Annotated in this window: 17 protein-coding genes; 14 read left to right on the forward strand and 3 right to left on the reverse strand. The window is 62.1% G+C overall.

Features of this window, described 5'->3' with window-relative positions; translation table 11 throughout:
- Positions 1-8 precede the first annotated feature (8 nt).
- Both AC04PH_RS02440 and AC04PH_RS02445 read right to left on the reverse strand, forming a co-directional pair.
- Positions 9-758 (reverse strand): amino acid ABC transporter permease, encoded by a 750-nt coding sequence (locus AC04PH_RS02440; protein ID WP_483064153.1) that lies wholly within the window; start codon positions 756-758, stop codon positions 9-11.
- A gap of 31 nt (positions 759-789) precedes the next feature.
- Complete coding sequence (locus tag AC04PH_RS02445; RefSeq protein WP_483064154.1) at positions 790-1,533, reverse strand: amino acid ABC transporter ATP-binding protein; 744 nt, start codon at positions 1,531-1,533, stop codon at positions 790-792.
- 135 nt (positions 1,534-1,668) lie between these two features.
- Between AC04PH_RS02445 and AC04PH_RS02450 the strand changes: the two genes are divergently transcribed.
- The 11 genes from AC04PH_RS02450 to AC04PH_RS02500 all read left to right on the forward strand — a co-directional run bounded on the left by AC04PH_RS02450 (position 1,669) and on the right by AC04PH_RS02500 (position 11,743).
- A complete protein-coding gene (locus AC04PH_RS02450) occupies positions 1,669-2,445 on the forward strand; it encodes a transporter substrate-binding domain-containing protein (RefSeq protein WP_483064155.1) in 777 nt (258 codons plus the stop codon).
- A gap of 129 nt (positions 2,446-2,574) precedes the next feature.
- Positions 2,575-3,552 carry a type I glyceraldehyde-3-phosphate dehydrogenase gene (locus AC04PH_RS02455; RefSeq protein WP_483064156.1) on the forward strand — a complete coding sequence of 326 codons (978 nt, stop codon included), beginning with the start codon at positions 2,575-2,577 and terminating at the stop codon, positions 3,550-3,552.
- Between the two features lie 67 nt (positions 3,553-3,619).
- Positions 3,620-4,540: an ABC transporter ATP-binding protein gene (locus AC04PH_RS02460; RefSeq protein ID WP_483064157.1), complete on the forward strand. Its 921-nt coding sequence runs from the start codon at positions 3,620-3,622 to the stop codon at positions 4,538-4,540.
- Entirely contained in the window at positions 4,537-5,298 is a 762-nt protein-coding gene (locus AC04PH_RS02465) for an ABC transporter permease (RefSeq protein WP_483064158.1), read from the forward strand. The genes AC04PH_RS02460 and AC04PH_RS02465 overlap by 4 nt, the downstream gene beginning before the upstream one ends.
- A gap of 41 nt (positions 5,299-5,339) precedes the next feature.
- Complete coding sequence (locus tag AC04PH_RS02470; RefSeq protein ID WP_483064159.1) at positions 5,340-6,134, forward strand: S49 family peptidase; 795 nt, start codon at positions 5,340-5,342, stop codon at positions 6,132-6,134.
- A gap of 172 nt (positions 6,135-6,306) precedes the next feature.
- Positions 6,307-7,263, forward strand: coding sequence for a calcium/sodium antiporter (locus tag AC04PH_RS02475; RefSeq protein ID WP_483064160.1), 957 nt, complete (start codon positions 6,307-6,309; stop codon positions 7,261-7,263).
- Entirely contained in the window at positions 7,263-8,045 is a 783-nt protein-coding gene (locus AC04PH_RS02480) for an SDR family oxidoreductase (protein ID WP_483064161.1), read from the forward strand. Before AC04PH_RS02475 ends, AC04PH_RS02480 begins: the two co-directional genes overlap by 1 nt.
- 304 nt (positions 8,046-8,349) lie before the next feature.
- On the forward strand, positions 8,350-10,218 hold the full coding sequence (gene uvrC, locus AC04PH_RS02485) for an excinuclease ABC subunit UvrC (RefSeq protein WP_483064162.1): 1,869 nt from the start codon (positions 8,350-8,352) through the stop codon (positions 10,216-10,218).
- Positions 10,219-10,372: 154 nt separating this feature from the next.
- Positions 10,373-11,038: a CDP-diacylglycerol--glycerol-3-phosphate 3-phosphatidyltransferase gene (gene pgsA / locus AC04PH_RS02490; RefSeq protein ID WP_483064163.1), complete on the forward strand. Its 666-nt coding sequence runs from the start codon at positions 10,373-10,375 to the stop codon at positions 11,036-11,038.
- Positions 11,038-11,283 (forward strand): molybdopterin converting factor subunit 1, encoded by a 246-nt coding sequence (gene moaD, locus AC04PH_RS02495; RefSeq protein WP_483064164.1) that lies wholly within the window; start codon positions 11,038-11,040, stop codon positions 11,281-11,283. Before pgsA ends, moaD begins: the two co-directional genes overlap by 1 nt.
- A 1-nt stretch (position 11,284) precedes the next feature.
- Positions 11,285-11,743: a molybdenum cofactor biosynthesis protein MoaE gene (locus tag AC04PH_RS02500; RefSeq protein ID WP_483064165.1), complete on the forward strand. Its 459-nt coding sequence runs from the start codon at positions 11,285-11,287 to the stop codon at positions 11,741-11,743.
- A gap of 220 nt (positions 11,744-11,963) precedes the next feature.
- On the opposite strand, the gene AC04PH_RS02505 is transcribed toward AC04PH_RS02500, so the two are convergent.
- A complete protein-coding gene (locus AC04PH_RS02505) occupies positions 11,964-12,515 on the reverse strand; it encodes a DNA-3-methyladenine glycosylase I (RefSeq protein WP_483066134.1) in 552 nt (183 codons plus the stop codon).
- A gap of 86 nt (positions 12,516-12,601) precedes the next feature.
- Between AC04PH_RS02505 and AC04PH_RS02510 the strand changes: the two genes are divergently transcribed.
- From AC04PH_RS02510 to phbB, 3 genes are all read left to right on the forward strand, one after another.
- The gene (locus tag AC04PH_RS02510; protein WP_483064166.1) at positions 12,602-13,408 is read left to right on the forward strand and encodes an EAL domain-containing protein; all 807 of its coding nucleotides are present in this window, start codon (positions 12,602-12,604) and stop codon (positions 13,406-13,408) included.
- A 174-nt stretch (positions 13,409-13,582) separates the two neighbouring features.
- A complete protein-coding gene (locus tag AC04PH_RS02515; protein ID WP_483064167.1) occupies positions 13,583-14,758 on the forward strand; it encodes an acetyl-CoA C-acetyltransferase in 1,176 nt (391 codons plus the stop codon).
- Between the two features lie 88 nt (positions 14,759-14,846).
- Positions 14,847-15,572, forward strand: coding sequence for an acetoacetyl-CoA reductase (phbB, locus tag AC04PH_RS02520; protein WP_483064168.1), 726 nt, complete (start codon positions 14,847-14,849; stop codon positions 15,570-15,572).
- Positions 15,573-15,697: the final 125 nt, after the last annotated feature.

Raw genomic sequence — 15,697 nt, forward strand, 5'->3', positions numbered from 1 at the left:
AGTTCTCCTCAGCGGCTTTCGTCCGCGCCCATCCGGCGCTCCAGCCAGCGCACGAAAAAGCTGATGATCAGCACCAGCACCAGATATTCGAAAATCAGCAGCGTGTAGATTTCCAGCGGCCGGTATTCTGTCACCACCAATTCGTTCGCGCGCCGTGTCAACTCTTGCATGCCGATCACGGACGCAAAGGCCGACATCTTCACGATATAGATGAACTGGTTGGCCAGCGGCGGCAGGATGCGCCGGATCGCCTGCGGCAGGATCACGTAACGCATCGTCTGCCGGTAATTCAGTCCCACGGTCCGCGCGGCCTCTGTCTGGCCCTTGCTGATCGACTGGATGCCCGAACGATAGATTTCCGCCGTGAACGCGCTGTCCGAAATCGCCAGCGTGATGATTGCGCCCCAGAACGCGTCGATACTCACGTTGATGCCCATTGACCGCAAGACGATCGGCAGGCCGTAGAACACCCAGAACAGCATCGGCAGCAGCGGGATCGCACGCACGAACTCGATATAGATACGCGACGGCAGCCGCACCCACCGGTTCGCCGACATCCCCGGCAGTGCCACCAGCAACCCGATGGTCATCGATATCAGCGCCGCGATCACCGACAGTAGGATCGTGGCGCCAAACCCGTTCAAAAGGAACTGGATGTTCGCCTTGCCTGCCGGTGTCGCCGGGTTGATCACATACCAGCCCCAGCTGACGCCGCTTTCGGCGCAACCGGCCAGCAGCAGGCACGCGCCGACAGCCAAAATCATTCCTTTGCGCACTGCGGTCATCCTCTCAATGCTTCAGGATCTGGCTCAGGAACGCGCGACAGCGTTCCGTCTGCGGCGCGGTAAAGAACTGCTCCGGCGTGCCGGTCTCGATGATCTCGCCCCGATCCATGAACACCATCCTGTCCGCCGCCTTGCGCGCGAACCCCATCTCGTGCGTGACCACGATCATCGTCATCCCGTCGCGCGCCAGGTCGATGATCACGTCCAGCACCTCGGAGATCATCTCCGGGTCCAGCGCCGATGTCGGCTCGTCGAACAGCATGATCTTGGGTTCCATGCACAGCGACCGGGCAATCGCCACCCGCTGCTGCTGCCCGCCCGACAGATCGCGCGGCCGCTTGTGCGCCTGTTCGGGGATCCGCACCCGTTCGAGGTATGTCATCGCGCGGGCCTCCGCATCCTTGCGCGACAACCCCCGTGCCTTCATCGGCCCCAGCGTCAGGTTCTGCAGGATCGACAGATGCGGAAACAGGTTGAACTGCTGGAACACCATCCCGACCTCCGACCGGATCGCCTCGACAGACCTTGGGCCATCCATCGTGATCCCGTCCACGGTGATCTGCCCGCCATCAGGCTCTTCCAGCGAATTCACACAGCGGATCAGCGTCGACTTGCCCGACCCCGAAGGCCCGCACACGACCACCCGTTCACCGTGATCCACCGTCAGGTCGATATCCTTGAGCGCGTGATAATCCCCGAACCATTTGTTCAGCCCCGAAATCGCGATGGCTGGTGAATTTTCAGGCATCGGCAGGGCTCCAGCGGGACAATCGGGCGATCACGATCACGTTTTATCCCCCCTAAAGCTATTCAAACCGGTATTCCAGCTTATGTACGTCATATAACAAAAGAATGACCAACACCTCCGGGGAGAAGACGACCGATGAAACTGACAAAAACAATAGCGCTGGCAGCGGCCTTCGGAGCGGCACTCATGGCCGCACCGGCCACCGCGCAATCCGCGCTGAATGACATTCTGAACAACGGCGTGCTGAAGGTCGGCACCACCGGCGACTGGAACCCGATGGCTGTTCGCGACCCTGCCACAAATTCCTATATCGGCTATGATGTCGACGTGATGACCCAACTCGCCGCCGACCTGGAGGTCGAGCTTGAGTTCGTGCCGACCGACTGGAAAACATTGGTGAACGGCGTCGTCGCCGGCAACTATCACATCACCGGCTCCGCCTCGATCAGCCCCGCGCGGCTCAAGGCGGCGGGCTATTCCGACAGCTACATCTCTGTCGAAATCCTGCCCTTCACCACCGACGACAAGATCGACGCCTACGCCGGTTGGGATGCCATCAACGCCGAGGGTGTGACCGTCGCCACCACATTGGGTACCTCCTTCGAGCAGATGGTCCGCGAATGGTTCCCCGATGCCGAAATCGTCGTGGTCGAGGCCCCTGCGCGCGGCTATCAAGAGGTGCTGTCGGGCCGGGCCGATGTCTTCATCACCTCCAACATCGAAGGCTCCACCCTGCTGGAAAAATTCCCCAATCTGCGCCAGATCGAGGTCGACGCCCCCCGCGCCCCGACCCCCATCGCCATGCTGATGCCGCAGAACGATCAGGTCTGGATCAACTACGTCAACAGCTGGATCGAGTTGAAAAAGGCCCAAGGCTTCTTTGAAGAGACGGCGGCGAACTGGGGTCTCTGATCTCGGAAGGGACCTCTGAATAATGAAAACCGCGACACCCGCCCGGTGTCGCGGTTTTTTTTGTGCGTCGCCCCCTTGCCGCGCTTGCACGGCAGGTGCAGCGTGCCCAAAGGCGAAAGGGGATCGCACATGACAAAGGTGTTCATCAACGGCTTGGGCCGGATCGGCCGGACGGTCCTGCGCGCCTGGGCGCTGGGGCAGGCCCCCGACATCACGATCACCGGCGTCAACGACATCGCCGCCGCCGATCTTTGCGCCCATCTGATCGCCTACGACAGCGTCTTCGGCCCGTTCCCCGGCGATGTGCATGTCGCGGACGGTCACCTGCATATCGCAGGCCACGCCATTCCGATCCATTGCACCGACAATGCGGCCACTCTCGATTTGTTGGGCGTCGATATCCTGATGGAATGTACCGGAAAGGCAGATGACCCTGCCGTGGCCGGGCGCGGCCTCGCAGCGGGGGCGCGGCGAGTGCTGATTTCAGGGCCGTCCGATGCCGCCGATGTCACGATCGTTCTCGGTGCGAACGACGAACGGTTGGCGGGGCAACAGATCGTCTCGAACGCCTCCTGCACCACCAACGCGCTGGCCCCGCTGGTGCGGCTGTTGCACGATCATTACGGCGTCACCGCGGGCTGGATGACGACAATCCATTGCTATACCGGCAGCCAGCCGATGATCGACGCGCCGCGCGGCGATTTCCAGCGCAGCCGCGCGGGAGCGCTGTCCATGGTGCCAACCACCACCTCCGCCATGCGCCTGCTCGATCAGGTGCTTCCTGACATCGCGGGCCGGATCGAAGGGGCCGCCGTCCGGGTGCCTGTCGCCTCCGTCTCCGCCGTCGATCTGACGGTTTCGCTCGCTACGCTTCCCGACACCACCACCGTAAAATCGCTGTTTACCGATCAATCCGGCATCATCGGCACCACCGACAAGCCGCTCGTCTCCACCGATCTGCGCGCCCGCCCCGAAAGCCTCGTCATCGCGCTGCCAGAGGTGCATGTGACACAGGCTGGTCTGCTGCGCGTCTTTGGCTGGTATGACAACGAATGGGGCTTTTCCTGCCGGATGCTGGAAATGGCATCCCGCATGGCGGCGGAATAAGCACTGCGCGGTCTTTCCCTTTGCCCGCTCCGCCACTAGGTTCTGCGCGAATGATACCGGGGGCAGCATGACATCCATCGTTTCGGTCCAGAACCTGCGCAAGGCCTATGGCTCGGGCTTCGAGGCGCTCAAGGGTGTCGATCTGGAGATCATGGAAGGCGAAATCCTCGCCCTGCTCGGCCCCAACGGCGCGGGCAAGACCACCCTGATCTCCACGATTTGCGGTATCGCCGTGCCGACCAGCGGCACGATCACCGTCGGCGGCCACGACACGCAGACCGATTTCCGCGCCGCCCGCAGCCTGATCGGTCTGGTGCCGCAGGAAATCAACCTCGAACCGTTCGAAACCGTCGGCAACACCGTGCGTTTTTCGCGCGGGCTGTTCGGCAAGCCGCGTGACGACGCGAAACTCGATGCGATTCTCAAGCAACTGTCGCTCTACGACAAGAAGGACAGCAAGATCATGACGCTCTCGGGCGGCATGAAACGTCGTGTGCTGATCGCCAAGGCGCTGGCACACGATCCCCGCGTCCTGTTCCTCGATGAACCCACCGCCGGCGTCGACGTGGAGTTGCGCAAGGATATGTGGCAGGTCGTGGCGGACCTGAAGGCCACCGGCGTCACCATCATCCTGACCACGCATTACATCGAAGAGGCAGAGGCCATCGCCGACCGCGTCGGCATCATCAGCAAGGGCGAGATCCTGCTGGTGCAGGACAAGACAGAGATGATGGACCAGATGGGCAAGAAGCAGTTGAGGATCGAACTGGCGGACCCGGTGTCCGACATCCCCAAGGCGCTCGCTGGCTACGATCTGGCCGCCGACAGCAACACACTGATCTACACCTACGACATCCGCGGCGAACGCACGGGTATCACGACCCTGCTCAACGATCTGCAAAAGGCAGGTCTGCAGATGGTCGACCTGCAAACTCAGCAAAGCAGTCTCGAAGACATTTTCGTCGGTCTGGTAAAGGAAACCGCATGAACCTCACCGCCGTCGCCTCCATCTACCGGTTCGAAATGGCCCGGTTCTTCCGCACCATCACGCAGTCGCTTGTGTCACCGGTCCTGTCCACCTCACTCTATTTTGTGGTCTTCGGCACCGCCATCGGCAGCCGCATCGAAAGCGTCGAAGGCGTCAGCTACGGCGCGTTCATCGTGCCGGGCCTGATCATGCTGTCGGTGATGACGCAGGCGACCTCCAATGCCTCCTTCGGTATCTATTTCCCGAAATTCATCGGCACCATCTACGAATTGCTGTCGGCCCCCGTGAACTTCCTTGAAATCACGCTGGGCTATGTCGGGGCGGCGGCGACAAAGGCGCTCTTTATCGGGGTCATAATCCTGATCACTGCGTTTTTCTTCGTCGACCTGCAAATCGCGCATCCGCTGGCCATGCTCGCGTTTCTCGTGCTCACCTGCGTCAGTTTTGCGTTGCTCGGCTTCATCATCGGCATCTGGGCGGGCAATTTCGAACAGCTCCAGCTCATCCCGCTGCTGATCATCACCCCGCTCGTCTTCCTCGGCGGCAGCTTCTACTCCGTCACTATGCTGCCACCCGTCTGGCAGACGATCACCATGTTCAACCCGGTCGTCTATCTGATCAGCGGGTTCCGCTGGTCGTTCTTCGGCACCGCCGACGTGCCCATCGGCATATCGCTTTTCGCGATCGCGCTCTTCACCGGCATCTGCCTGACCGTGATCTGGTGGATATTCCGCACCGGCTGGCGCATTCGCGAATGACCGGGCTTGTGACCGGTCGGGCCGCTGCATAGGTGCATATGATGAAACGCTTTATTCCCTTCGTGAAATCCGATCCCTTCGTCGCCGTCGTGCGCCTGCAGGGGGCCATCACCAACTCCGGCCGCGGGCTGGACGACACCGGCTTGGCACCGGTCCTGAAGAAGGCGTTTTCGCGTGGCAAGCCCGCTGCCGTCGCGCTCGAAATCAACTGCCCCGGCGGATCGCCCGTGCAGTCTTCTCTGCTCGGCGCGCGCATCCGGCGGCTCTCGCAGGAACACAAGGTTCCGGTCTTTGCCTTCGTGGAGGATGTCGCGGCCTCGGGCGGTTACTGGATCGCCTGCGCCGCCGATGAAATCTACGTCGATAACTGCTCGCTGACCGGCTCCATCGGTGTGATCGCCGCAGGCTTCGGCTTGCACGAGGCGATCGACCGCTACGGCGTCGAACGCCGGGTGCACACGGCGGGCAAATCCAAATCCATGCTCGATCCCTTCCGCCCCGAAAAGCCCGAGGACATCAAGCGCCTCGAAGGCTGGCTCGAAGACCTGCACGCGACCTTCATCGACTGGGTCAAATCGCGCCGCGGGGTCAAACTGGCCGACAATCCCGACCTGTTCACCGGGGAGGTGTTCATCGGCCAGAAAGGCGTCGATCAGGGCCTTGTCGACGGCATCGCCCATCTTGTGCCGGAAATGCAGCGGCGCTTTGGCGACAACGTCAAGTTCCGCCGCTACGGCCAGAAACGCGGCCTGTTGCAACGGTTCGGCATGGGGCTCGTGCACGACGCCGTCGCGAGGATCGAGGAACGCGCGGCCTTCGCACGGTTCGGCCTCTGAGCGATGCTGGCAAAAATCGTCTTTCTGTTTCTGGCCTTCATGGGCGTTCTGGCTATCTTCGGGAAATGGCGGTTTCCGGGGCAGGCACGTCTGGCCGCCGCAAAGTGCCGCCGCTGCGGCCGCTACAAACTAGGCAAAGGCCCATGCCGTTGCAGACAGGGATAGGATAGGCATGGATTGGGTTTACGTCGCGGTCGGTCTGGTGATCCTGCTTCTGGCGGGGGACATGCTGGTCAAGGGTGCGGTCAACCTGTCGCTGCGTCTTGGTGTGCCCGCGCTGATCGTGTCGCTGACCATCGTGGCTTTCGGCACCTCCGCCCCAGAGCTCCTGATTTCCATCAACGCAATCTGGGACGGCGTCGCCGGGCTTGCGCTGGGCAACGTGGTGGGATCGAACACCGCCAATATCCTGTTGGTGCTGGGCGTGCCGGCGCTGCTGGCCACGATGCACACCAGCGAATGCAATACTCGCAACAGCTTCATCCAGATGATCGCGGCGACGGCACTGTTCATCGTCTTGTGCTTCTTCGGCACATTCACATGGATCAGCGGCCTGATCCTGCTGGCGGCGCTGGCCGCCATGCTGACCTATGCCGCCATGCAGGCCAATTCCCATCGCAACGCTGCCAAGGCCGAAGCGATGGAGGAAGGGCTGGAAGAGGTCGAAGGTGCCGACCCCGACATGAAGGGCAGCCAGATCGCGCTTTATCTGGTGCTGGGCCTGATCGGCCTTCCTCTCGGCGCATCCCTGCTTGTGGACGGTGCGGTCAGCATCGCTACCGCGTTCGGGATTTCCGAAACCGTGATCGGTCTCACGCTGGTCGCCGTCGGCACGTCGCTGCCCGAACTCGCAACCACGGTCATGGCCGCCCTGCGCCGCCAGGCCGATGTCGCACTGGGCAACGTGATCGGCTCCAATATGTTCAACCTGCTGGGGATCATGGGCGTAGCCAGCCTCGTCGGGCCGATCCCGGTCGACCCGCAATTCCTGACCTTCGATCTGTGGGTCATGCTGGCGGCATCGCTGCTGCTGATTCCTTTCGTGTTCATGAAGGTCGATATCAATCGCGTCTGGGGCCTGATCCTGAGCGCGCTGTATGTGATCTATATCGTGATGGTGCTGGCCTGATGCCTGCGGCGCTGGTGACCGGCGCGGGCGCACGGCTTGGCCGCGCAATGGCGCTTTATCTTGCCGGACGTGGCTTTGACGTCGCGGTACATTACGCGACCTCCGACAAGGGCGCGCGGGATACCGCGGCAGAAATCGAAAAGACCGGTCGCCGCGCCGTGGTGCTGCAGGCCGACCTGCTCGACGAGGATGCGACACAGGCCCTGTTCCCCAGCGCCATCGACAGCTTGGGCGGCCCGATCACCTGCCTGATCAACAATGCCTCCGTCTTTGAATACGACACGATTTCATCCGCCACCCGCGAAAGCTGGGACAGGCATTTCGGCAGCAACCTGCGCGCGCCCTTCGTGCTGACGCAGGCACTGGCCGCACAGGCACCCGACCCTGCGACAGATGACAACGGCGAACCCGTCGCACAGGCGCTGGTGATCAACATGCTCGACCAGCGGGTGCACAAGCTCACGCCGGAATTCATGACGTATACGCTGGCAAAGATGGCGCTGTGGGCCTTCACCCGGACCGCCGCACAGGGGCTGGCCCCGCGCGTGCGCGTCAACGGGATCGGCCCCGGCCCGACGCTCAAAGGCCACCGCCAGAGCCAGGACCACTTTGACCGACAGCGCGCAGCCACCATTCTGGAGCGTGGCGCGAACCCGTCCGACATCACCGCAGCGCTGGGCTATTTCCTCGATGCCCCGGCTGTGACGGGGCAAATGATCAGTGTCGACGGGGGACAACATCTGGCATGGCGTACCCCGGACATTCAGGGCGTCGAACCCTGATCCGGAGTCTCATTTTTTGGATCGCCGTCGTAAGTTGTGCACTGCTTTCTCGGGCAGTCACGTAACTGTCATAATTCACGTGGGTTTTCAAATATTTACCAGGCGTTAAGAAAAATATGTAGTTAAAACAGAATGTTAAAAGACCGCCTAAAAAACAGGCACTCTGGCGAACCCTCCTGTTTACAACGAAAAAATCGGTGCCATCTGTATTTGCCCACGCAGTTATCCACAATTTTCGTGGATGCCTTTCCTCTTGCCCATGGGGCGTTACCATTGCAGCTACATCTAGAATCACGAGGCGTTCATGGCTGACCCAGCGTCACCCAAAACCAAGACCGGATACGACCTGATCGCGTCCTATCTGCGCACGCTGGATGCGTCGCCGGGCGTGTATCGGATGCTCGATGCCGAAAGCCGGGTGCTCTACGTCGGCAAAGCCCGCAACCTCAAGGCGCGGGTCAGCAACTACAGTCGTCCGGGGCAACACTCGGGGCGCATCGCGCGGATGATCGAAGAGACAGCGTCGATGATGTTCCTGACGACGCGGACCGAGACAGAGGCGCTGTTGTTGGAACAGAACCTCATCAAGCAGCTCAAGCCGAAATACAACGTGCTGCTGCGCGACGATAAATCCTTTCCCAATATCCTGGTGTCACGCTCGCACGATTATCCGCAGATCAAGAAACATCGGGGCGCGAAAAAGGAGAAGGGCAACTACTTCGGCCCCTTCGCCAGTGCCGGGGCCGTCAACCGCACGCTGAACCAGTTGCAGCGCGTGTTCCTGCTGCGCAACTGTTCCGACAGCGATTTCGAGACCCGCACACGCCCCTGCCTGCAATACCAGATCAAACGGTGCTCCGGCCCCTGCGTCGGGCTGATCTCGCAAGAGGACTATCGCCAAAGCGTGCGAAGCGCCGAGGAATTCCTGTCGGGCCGCACCAAGGGCATACAGGAGGCGCTGGCGTCCGAGATGAACGAAGCCTCGCAGGCGATGGAGTTCGAACGCGCCGCCGCCCTGCGCGACAGGATCAAGGCGCTGACGCAGGTGCAATCGGCGCAAGGCATCAACCCGCAATCGACGGCAGAGGCGGACGTGATCGCGCTCCACGTCGACGGCGGCCAGGCCTGTGTGCAGGTGTTCTTCATCCGTGCCAACCAGAACTGGGGCAACCACGACTATTACCCACGGATAAGTGGCGAGGAGGATCTGGCTGTCGTGATGGAAGCCTTCGTCGGGCAATTCTATTCCGACCGCGAGCCGCCGAAGTTGCTGCTGCTGTCGCACGGGCTGGATAACGACGACCTGATGGCGGAGGCGTTGACCGAAAAGGCCGGCCGCAAGGTCGAGATCACGGTGCCGCAGAGGGGCGAGAAGGCGGAACTGGTGCAGGGCGCGCTGCGCAACGCCCGCGAAAGCCTTGCGCGCAAGATGTCGGAAACCGCGACGCAGGGCCGCCTGCTCAAAGGCGTGGCGGAAGCCTTCGATCTGGACAAGGTGCCGCAGCGGATCGAGGTTTACGACAACTCCCACATTCAGGGCGCGCATGCCGTTGGCGCGATGATCGTCGCGGGGCCGGAAGGGTATGAGAAAAGCCAGTACCGCAAGTTCAACATCCGTGGGGAAGACCTGACGCCGGGCGACGATTTCGGCATGATGAAAGAGGTGATGACCCGCCGTTTCCAACGCCTGCTGAAAGAGGACCCCGAGCGCAAGAGCGGCGTCTGGCCCGACCTGCTGCTGATCGACGGCGGTGCGGGGCAGGTTAGTTCCGTGCGCGAGATCATGGAGAAACTGGGCGTCGGCGATGTGCCCATGGTCGGCGTCGCCAAGGGCGAGGACCGGGATGCGGGCAAGGAAGTCTTCCACCGTACCGGCAAGCCCGTCATGGCCCTACGCCACAACGACCCGGTGCTGTATTTCATCCAGCGGATGCGCGACGAGGTGCACCGCTTTGCCATCGGCACCCACCGTGCCAAACGCGCCAAGGCGATCAGCGCCAACCCGCTTGACGACGTGCCGGGCGTAGGGGCAATGCGCAAGCGGGCGCTTCTGGCGCATTTCGGATCGGCCAAGGCGGTCGCGCGCGCGAACCTTGCCGACCTCAAGGCGGTGCCGGGGGTGTCGGGCAATATGGCACAGACGATCTATGACTACTTCCACGAGAACGGCTGACCTTCCCCACGGGGAAGGTTTCCCAATATTAACAAATATTTAACCAACTCGACCACAACGCGCTACAACCGGCAGCGGGACGCGATCCCGCCGAAACAGGCCAAGGCCCATTCTGCATATGGCAAGACGCGCGCAAGCAGACTAGATATCAGACATGAACCTGAATCTGCCGAATATCCTGACGCTTCTGCGTCTTCTGGCCGCGCCCGGCGTCGTGGTGATGTTCCTCTATTTCTCGCGCCCCTATGCCGACTGGTTCGCGCTGGTGCTGTTCGTCGTCGCTGCGGTGACGGATTTCGTCGACGGTTACCTTGCGCGGGCGTGGAAACAGGAAAGCAAGTTCGGCGCGATGCTGGACCCGATTGCCGACAAGGCGATGGTGGTCATCGCGTTGCTGGTCATCACCGGCTTTTCGGGGATGAACCCGTGGATCCTGCTGCCCGCGACGGTCATCATGTTCCGCGAGGTTTTCGTGTCGGGCCTGCGCGAGTTTCTGGGTGATACGGCTGGCACGCTGAAGGTGACCAACCTGGCCAAGTGGAAGACGACAGCGCAGATGGTCGCCATTGCCGTGCTTTTTGCCAAGGGCGCGTTCGAACATTTCCTGATCGAGCAGACCATCGGCATGGATCAGGATACCATCGACGGCATCATGAACGGCACGATCGACGATTTCGTCGGGTTGCGCTGGAAGGAGTTGGGCTGGAACATCTGCTGGTTCGGCGGCATCGGCCTGCTGTGGATCGCGGCGGCACTGACGTTCATCACCGGCTGGGATTACCTGCGCAAGGCGATGCCCTATCTGACGGGAGCGAAGTGATGGACGTGATGTATTTCGCATGGGTCCGCGAACGGATCGGCCTGCCGAAAGAGCGGATCGAGACGGACGCCGTGACTGTGGCCGATCTGGTGGCGGAACTGCGCGGGCGCGAAGAACGCTACGCCGCGGCCTTTGCCGATACCACGGCGCTGCGGGTCGCGGTCGATCAGGAGCTGGCGGATTTCGATGCGCCGCTGAAAGGTGTGCGCGAGGTCGCGTTCTTTCCGCCAATGACCGGTGGCTGACGTGCATATCCGCGTTCAGGAGGCCCGGTTCGATGCGGGGGCGGAACTGAACCGCTTTGCACAGGGCCGGGCGGACGTGGGCGCGGTGGTCAGCTTTACCGGCCTTGTGCGCGACGTGGCCGGTGGTTTGCAGGCCATGGAGATCGAGCATTATCCCGGCATGACCGAACGCGCGATCAAGGCGATCGCACAGGAAGCGCAGGACCGCTGGTCACTGGCCGATGTGCTGGTGATCCATCGGTTCGGCACCCTGCGCGCGGCGGAGCCGATCATGATGGTGGCGACGGCGTCGCAGCATCGGGCGGATGCCTTTGCGGCAGCCGATTTCCTTATGGATTACCTGAAATCCCGCGCGCCGTTCTGGAAGAAGGAAACGACAGGCGACAGGGCGGGCTGGGTTGCCGCGAAAGACGACGACGAGGCGGCGCTGGACCGCTGGCGGCAGGGGATCAGATCCTGAAGGCAAAAGATCAGTTTGATCCCCCGGACTGCTTGCAATCCGGTTCGCGACCGACCCTGTCCCCCAGGGCGGGCGCGAATTTGCCGGGCCAGATGAACAATGAGACGTAGATTTTTATGTGATCGGCTTGCCATGCTGAGGGTCGCCCCCGGGGTCGGTCGCGAACCTGGCGTTGTGCCACCAAGCGATGTCGGCGATGTCCCGGTCAGGACTTTCGTGTCTACGCCCCATACCGGTAGCAGCTCACGATGTGATCGTTGATCAAGCCCGTCGCCTCCATGAAGGCATAGACGATGGTGGGGCCGCAGAATTTGAACCCGGCCTTTTTCAGATCCTTTGACACCTGCACGGATAACGGCGACTGCGTCGGCACCTCGGCCTGCGTCTGCCAGTGGTTCACCAGCGGCGTGCCGCCGACGTAGTCCCACAGGAATTTGTCGAAGCCCTGCGCCTGTTCGATGCGTTGCCACGCGCGGGCATTGGTGATCGTGGCCTCGATCTTGCCGCGGTGGCGGATGATGCCGGGATCGGCCAACAGACGCTGGACCTCCGGCTCGCCCCATGTCGCCACGATGTTCGGGTCGAACCCGGCAAAGGCGGCGCGGAAGTTGTCGCGTTTCTTTAGAATCGTGATCCACGACAGGCCGGCCTGAAACCCGTCGAGGATCAGCTTTTCCCACAGCGCGCGGCTGTCGTATTCAGGCACGCCCCATTCGGTGTCGTGATAGGCCTGATAGATCGGATCGTTACCCGCCCATGCACAGCGTTGCACCATTTGTTCTGCCCTCTTGCCCGTGTCTTAACCCCGCCTTAGCGCATCCCGGCGCAGATTGGCAGGGTTCAGTCAGGACAGGCCTCATGTATCACGCCCCCCCGCCGCGCGCAGGCGACCCGGACCAGCCGCCGCTCGACCCGTTGCAGGCCGCGATGGCCAGCCGCGATGCGGATGTCTTGTCGTTGGTGTCGGATGCGTTGCGTGCCAATCGCGCCCGGATCGCGGTCCAGCCCATCGTGGTCGCCGGAGATACCAGCCGGATCGCGTTCTACGAGGGGCTGATCCGCGTCATGGACCCAGCGGGGCGCACGATACCGGCCGCGCATTTCATGGATATCGTGGCCGATACGTCGCTCGGGCGGGACATCGATTGCGCGATGCTGAAACTGGCCTTTGCCCATCTGCATAAACATCCGGAGGTGCGGTTGTCGGTCAATATTTCTGCCCGATCCATCGGGGATGGCGCGTGGCGTCGCACGTTGGATGCTGAACTGGCAGGGCTGCCGACGCTGGGCGAACGCCTGATTTTCGAGATCAGCGAGACCTCTGCCATGCTGCTGCACGAGGTGGTGATCCGCTTCATGGCGGAAATGCAGCCGCGCGGCGTAGCCTTTGCGCTGGACGGATTCGGTGCCGGGCTGATCGCCTTTCGTCATCTCAAGGATTTCTTTTTCGATCTGGTCAAGATCGACAAGGGGTTCGTGCGGGGGATCGCGGGCGACCCCGACAATCAGGTCCTGGCAGAGGCACTGATGACGGTGGCGCATCAGTTCGAAATGTTCGTGGTCGCCGACGGTGTCGAATCCGAGCGGGACGCCCGGTTTCTGACGGCCATGGGTGCGGACTGCCTGCAAGGCTATCATTTCGGGGTGCCGAAGCTGGGTGGCTGATCGCCGCCTGTCGCGGCATGTGCTTCCGGCAAGGCCGGTCTGCCCGTCCGGGAATCGCGTTGCTCTGCCCCCCTTATCACCATAAACACGATAGCAAGCGGCTGGGCGGGGTCTGTGTCGGTGATCGCGCATTTGCCCCGCACGCCAGAGGAACAACCTTTGAGAGGACTGAACATGACCAATGTCGTAATCGCATCCGCTGCCCGCACTGCCGTCGGCAGCTTTGGCGGTGCCTTCGCCAACACGCCCGCGCACGATCTGGGCGCCGCGGTGCTGGAAGCCGTGGTCGAACGGGCCGGGGTGGACAAGGCAGACGTGTCCGAAACGATCCTGGGTCAGGTTTTGACGGCGGCACAGGGGCAGAACCCGGCGCGGCAGGCGCACATCAACGCCGGTTTGCCGATCGAGAGTGCGGCCTGGGGGATCAACCAGGTGTGCGGGTCGGGCCTGCGGGCCGTGGCGTTGGGCGCGCAGCATATCCAGCTGGGCGACGCGGATATCGTGATCGCGGGCGGGCAGGAAAACATGACGCTGTCGCCGCATGCCGCGCACCTGCGCGCCGGTCAGAAGATGGGCGATATGAAATACATCGACACGATGATCCGCGACGGCCTGTGGGATGCCTTCAACGGCTACCACATGGGCCAGACGGCGGAAAACGTCGCCGAAAAATGGCAGATCAGCCGCGACCAGCAGGACGAATTCGCCGTCGCCTCGCAGAACAAGGCGGAGGCCGCGCAGAAGGCGGGCAAGTTCGCTGATGAGATCGCCGCATTTACCGTGAAGACCCGCAAGGGCGACATTACCGTCGATCAGGACGAATACATCCGCCACGGCGCCACGATGGAGGCGATGCAGAAACTGCGCCCGGCCTTCACGAAGGACGGGTCGGTGACGGCGGCCAATGCCTCGGGCCTGAACGACGGCGCGGCGGCGACACTGCTGATGACGGCAGAGAACGCTGAAAAGCGTGGCATCACGCCGCTGGCGCGGATCGCATCCTATGCGACGGCGGGCCTCGATCCGTCGATCATGGGTGTCGGCCCGGTCATGGCGTCGCGTAAGGCGCTGGAAAAGGCGGGCTGGTCCGTGGACGACCTTGACCTGGTGGAAGCGAACGAGGCGTTCGCCGCGCAGGCCTGTGCGGTGAACAAGGAAATGGGCTGGGACCCCGAGATCGTGAACGTGAACGGCGGGGCAATCGCCATCGGTCACCCGATCGGTGCATCCGGCTGCCGCGTGCTGAACACGCTGCTGTTCGAAATGCAGCGCCGTGACGCCAAGAAGGGCATTGCGACCCTATGCATCGGCGGCGGCATGGGCGTGGCCCTGTGTGTCGCCCGCGACTGAGTTGATCAGCCAATGGCGTAATAATATTGCGCAATGGGCTGTTGCATTGTAATTAAATCACGAACGAAATTCCTGAAGGAGAACCTCCATGTCCCGTGTTGCACTTGTCACCGGCGGATCCCGCGGTATCGGCGCTGCCATTTCAAAAGCCCTGCAAGACGCAGGCTGCAAGGTCGCTGCTACTTATGCGGGCAATGACGAAAAGGCCGCGGCCTTCACTGAAGAGACCGGCATCAAGACCTACAAATGGGACGTGGGCAGTTACGACGCATGCGCTGAGGGCATCGCCAAGGTCGAGGGCGATCTGGGCCCCATCGACATTCTGGTCAACAACGCGGGCATCACCCGCGATGCGCCGTTCCACAAAATGAAGCCCGAGCAGTGGAACGAGGTGATTTCGACCAACCTGTCCGGTGTCTTCAACATGACCCATCCCGTCTGGCCCGGCATGCGCGAGCGCAAGTTCGGGCGGATCATCACTATTTCCTCGATCAACGGGCAGAAGGGGCAATTCGCGCAGGCCAACTATGCAGCCGCAAAGGCCGGTGACATCGGCTTTACCAAGGCGCTGGCACAGGAAGGCGCGCGCGCCGGTATCACCGTGAACGTGGTCGCCCCCGGTTACATCAACACAGAGATGATGAGCACGATCCCCGAAAAGGTGATGAACGAAGTGATCCTGCCGCAGATTCCCGTCGGGCGTCTGGGCGAGGCATCCGAGATCGCGCGCACGGTCGCGTTCCTTGCGTCCGACGATGCCGGATTCATCACGGGATCGACGATTTCGGCCAACGGTGGTCAATATATGGCCTAGACCGGTCGGAAATTAGAATTGGCAAGGGCCGCGCTGATCAGGCGCGGCCCTTTTTCGTTCGGCGACGCGGGGGCCACCGGAGCGAATGACTTAGCGGCGTCCTGTCATCCACCGGATAACATGGC

Source organism: Yoonia sp. KMU-150, from assembly GCF_056858355.1.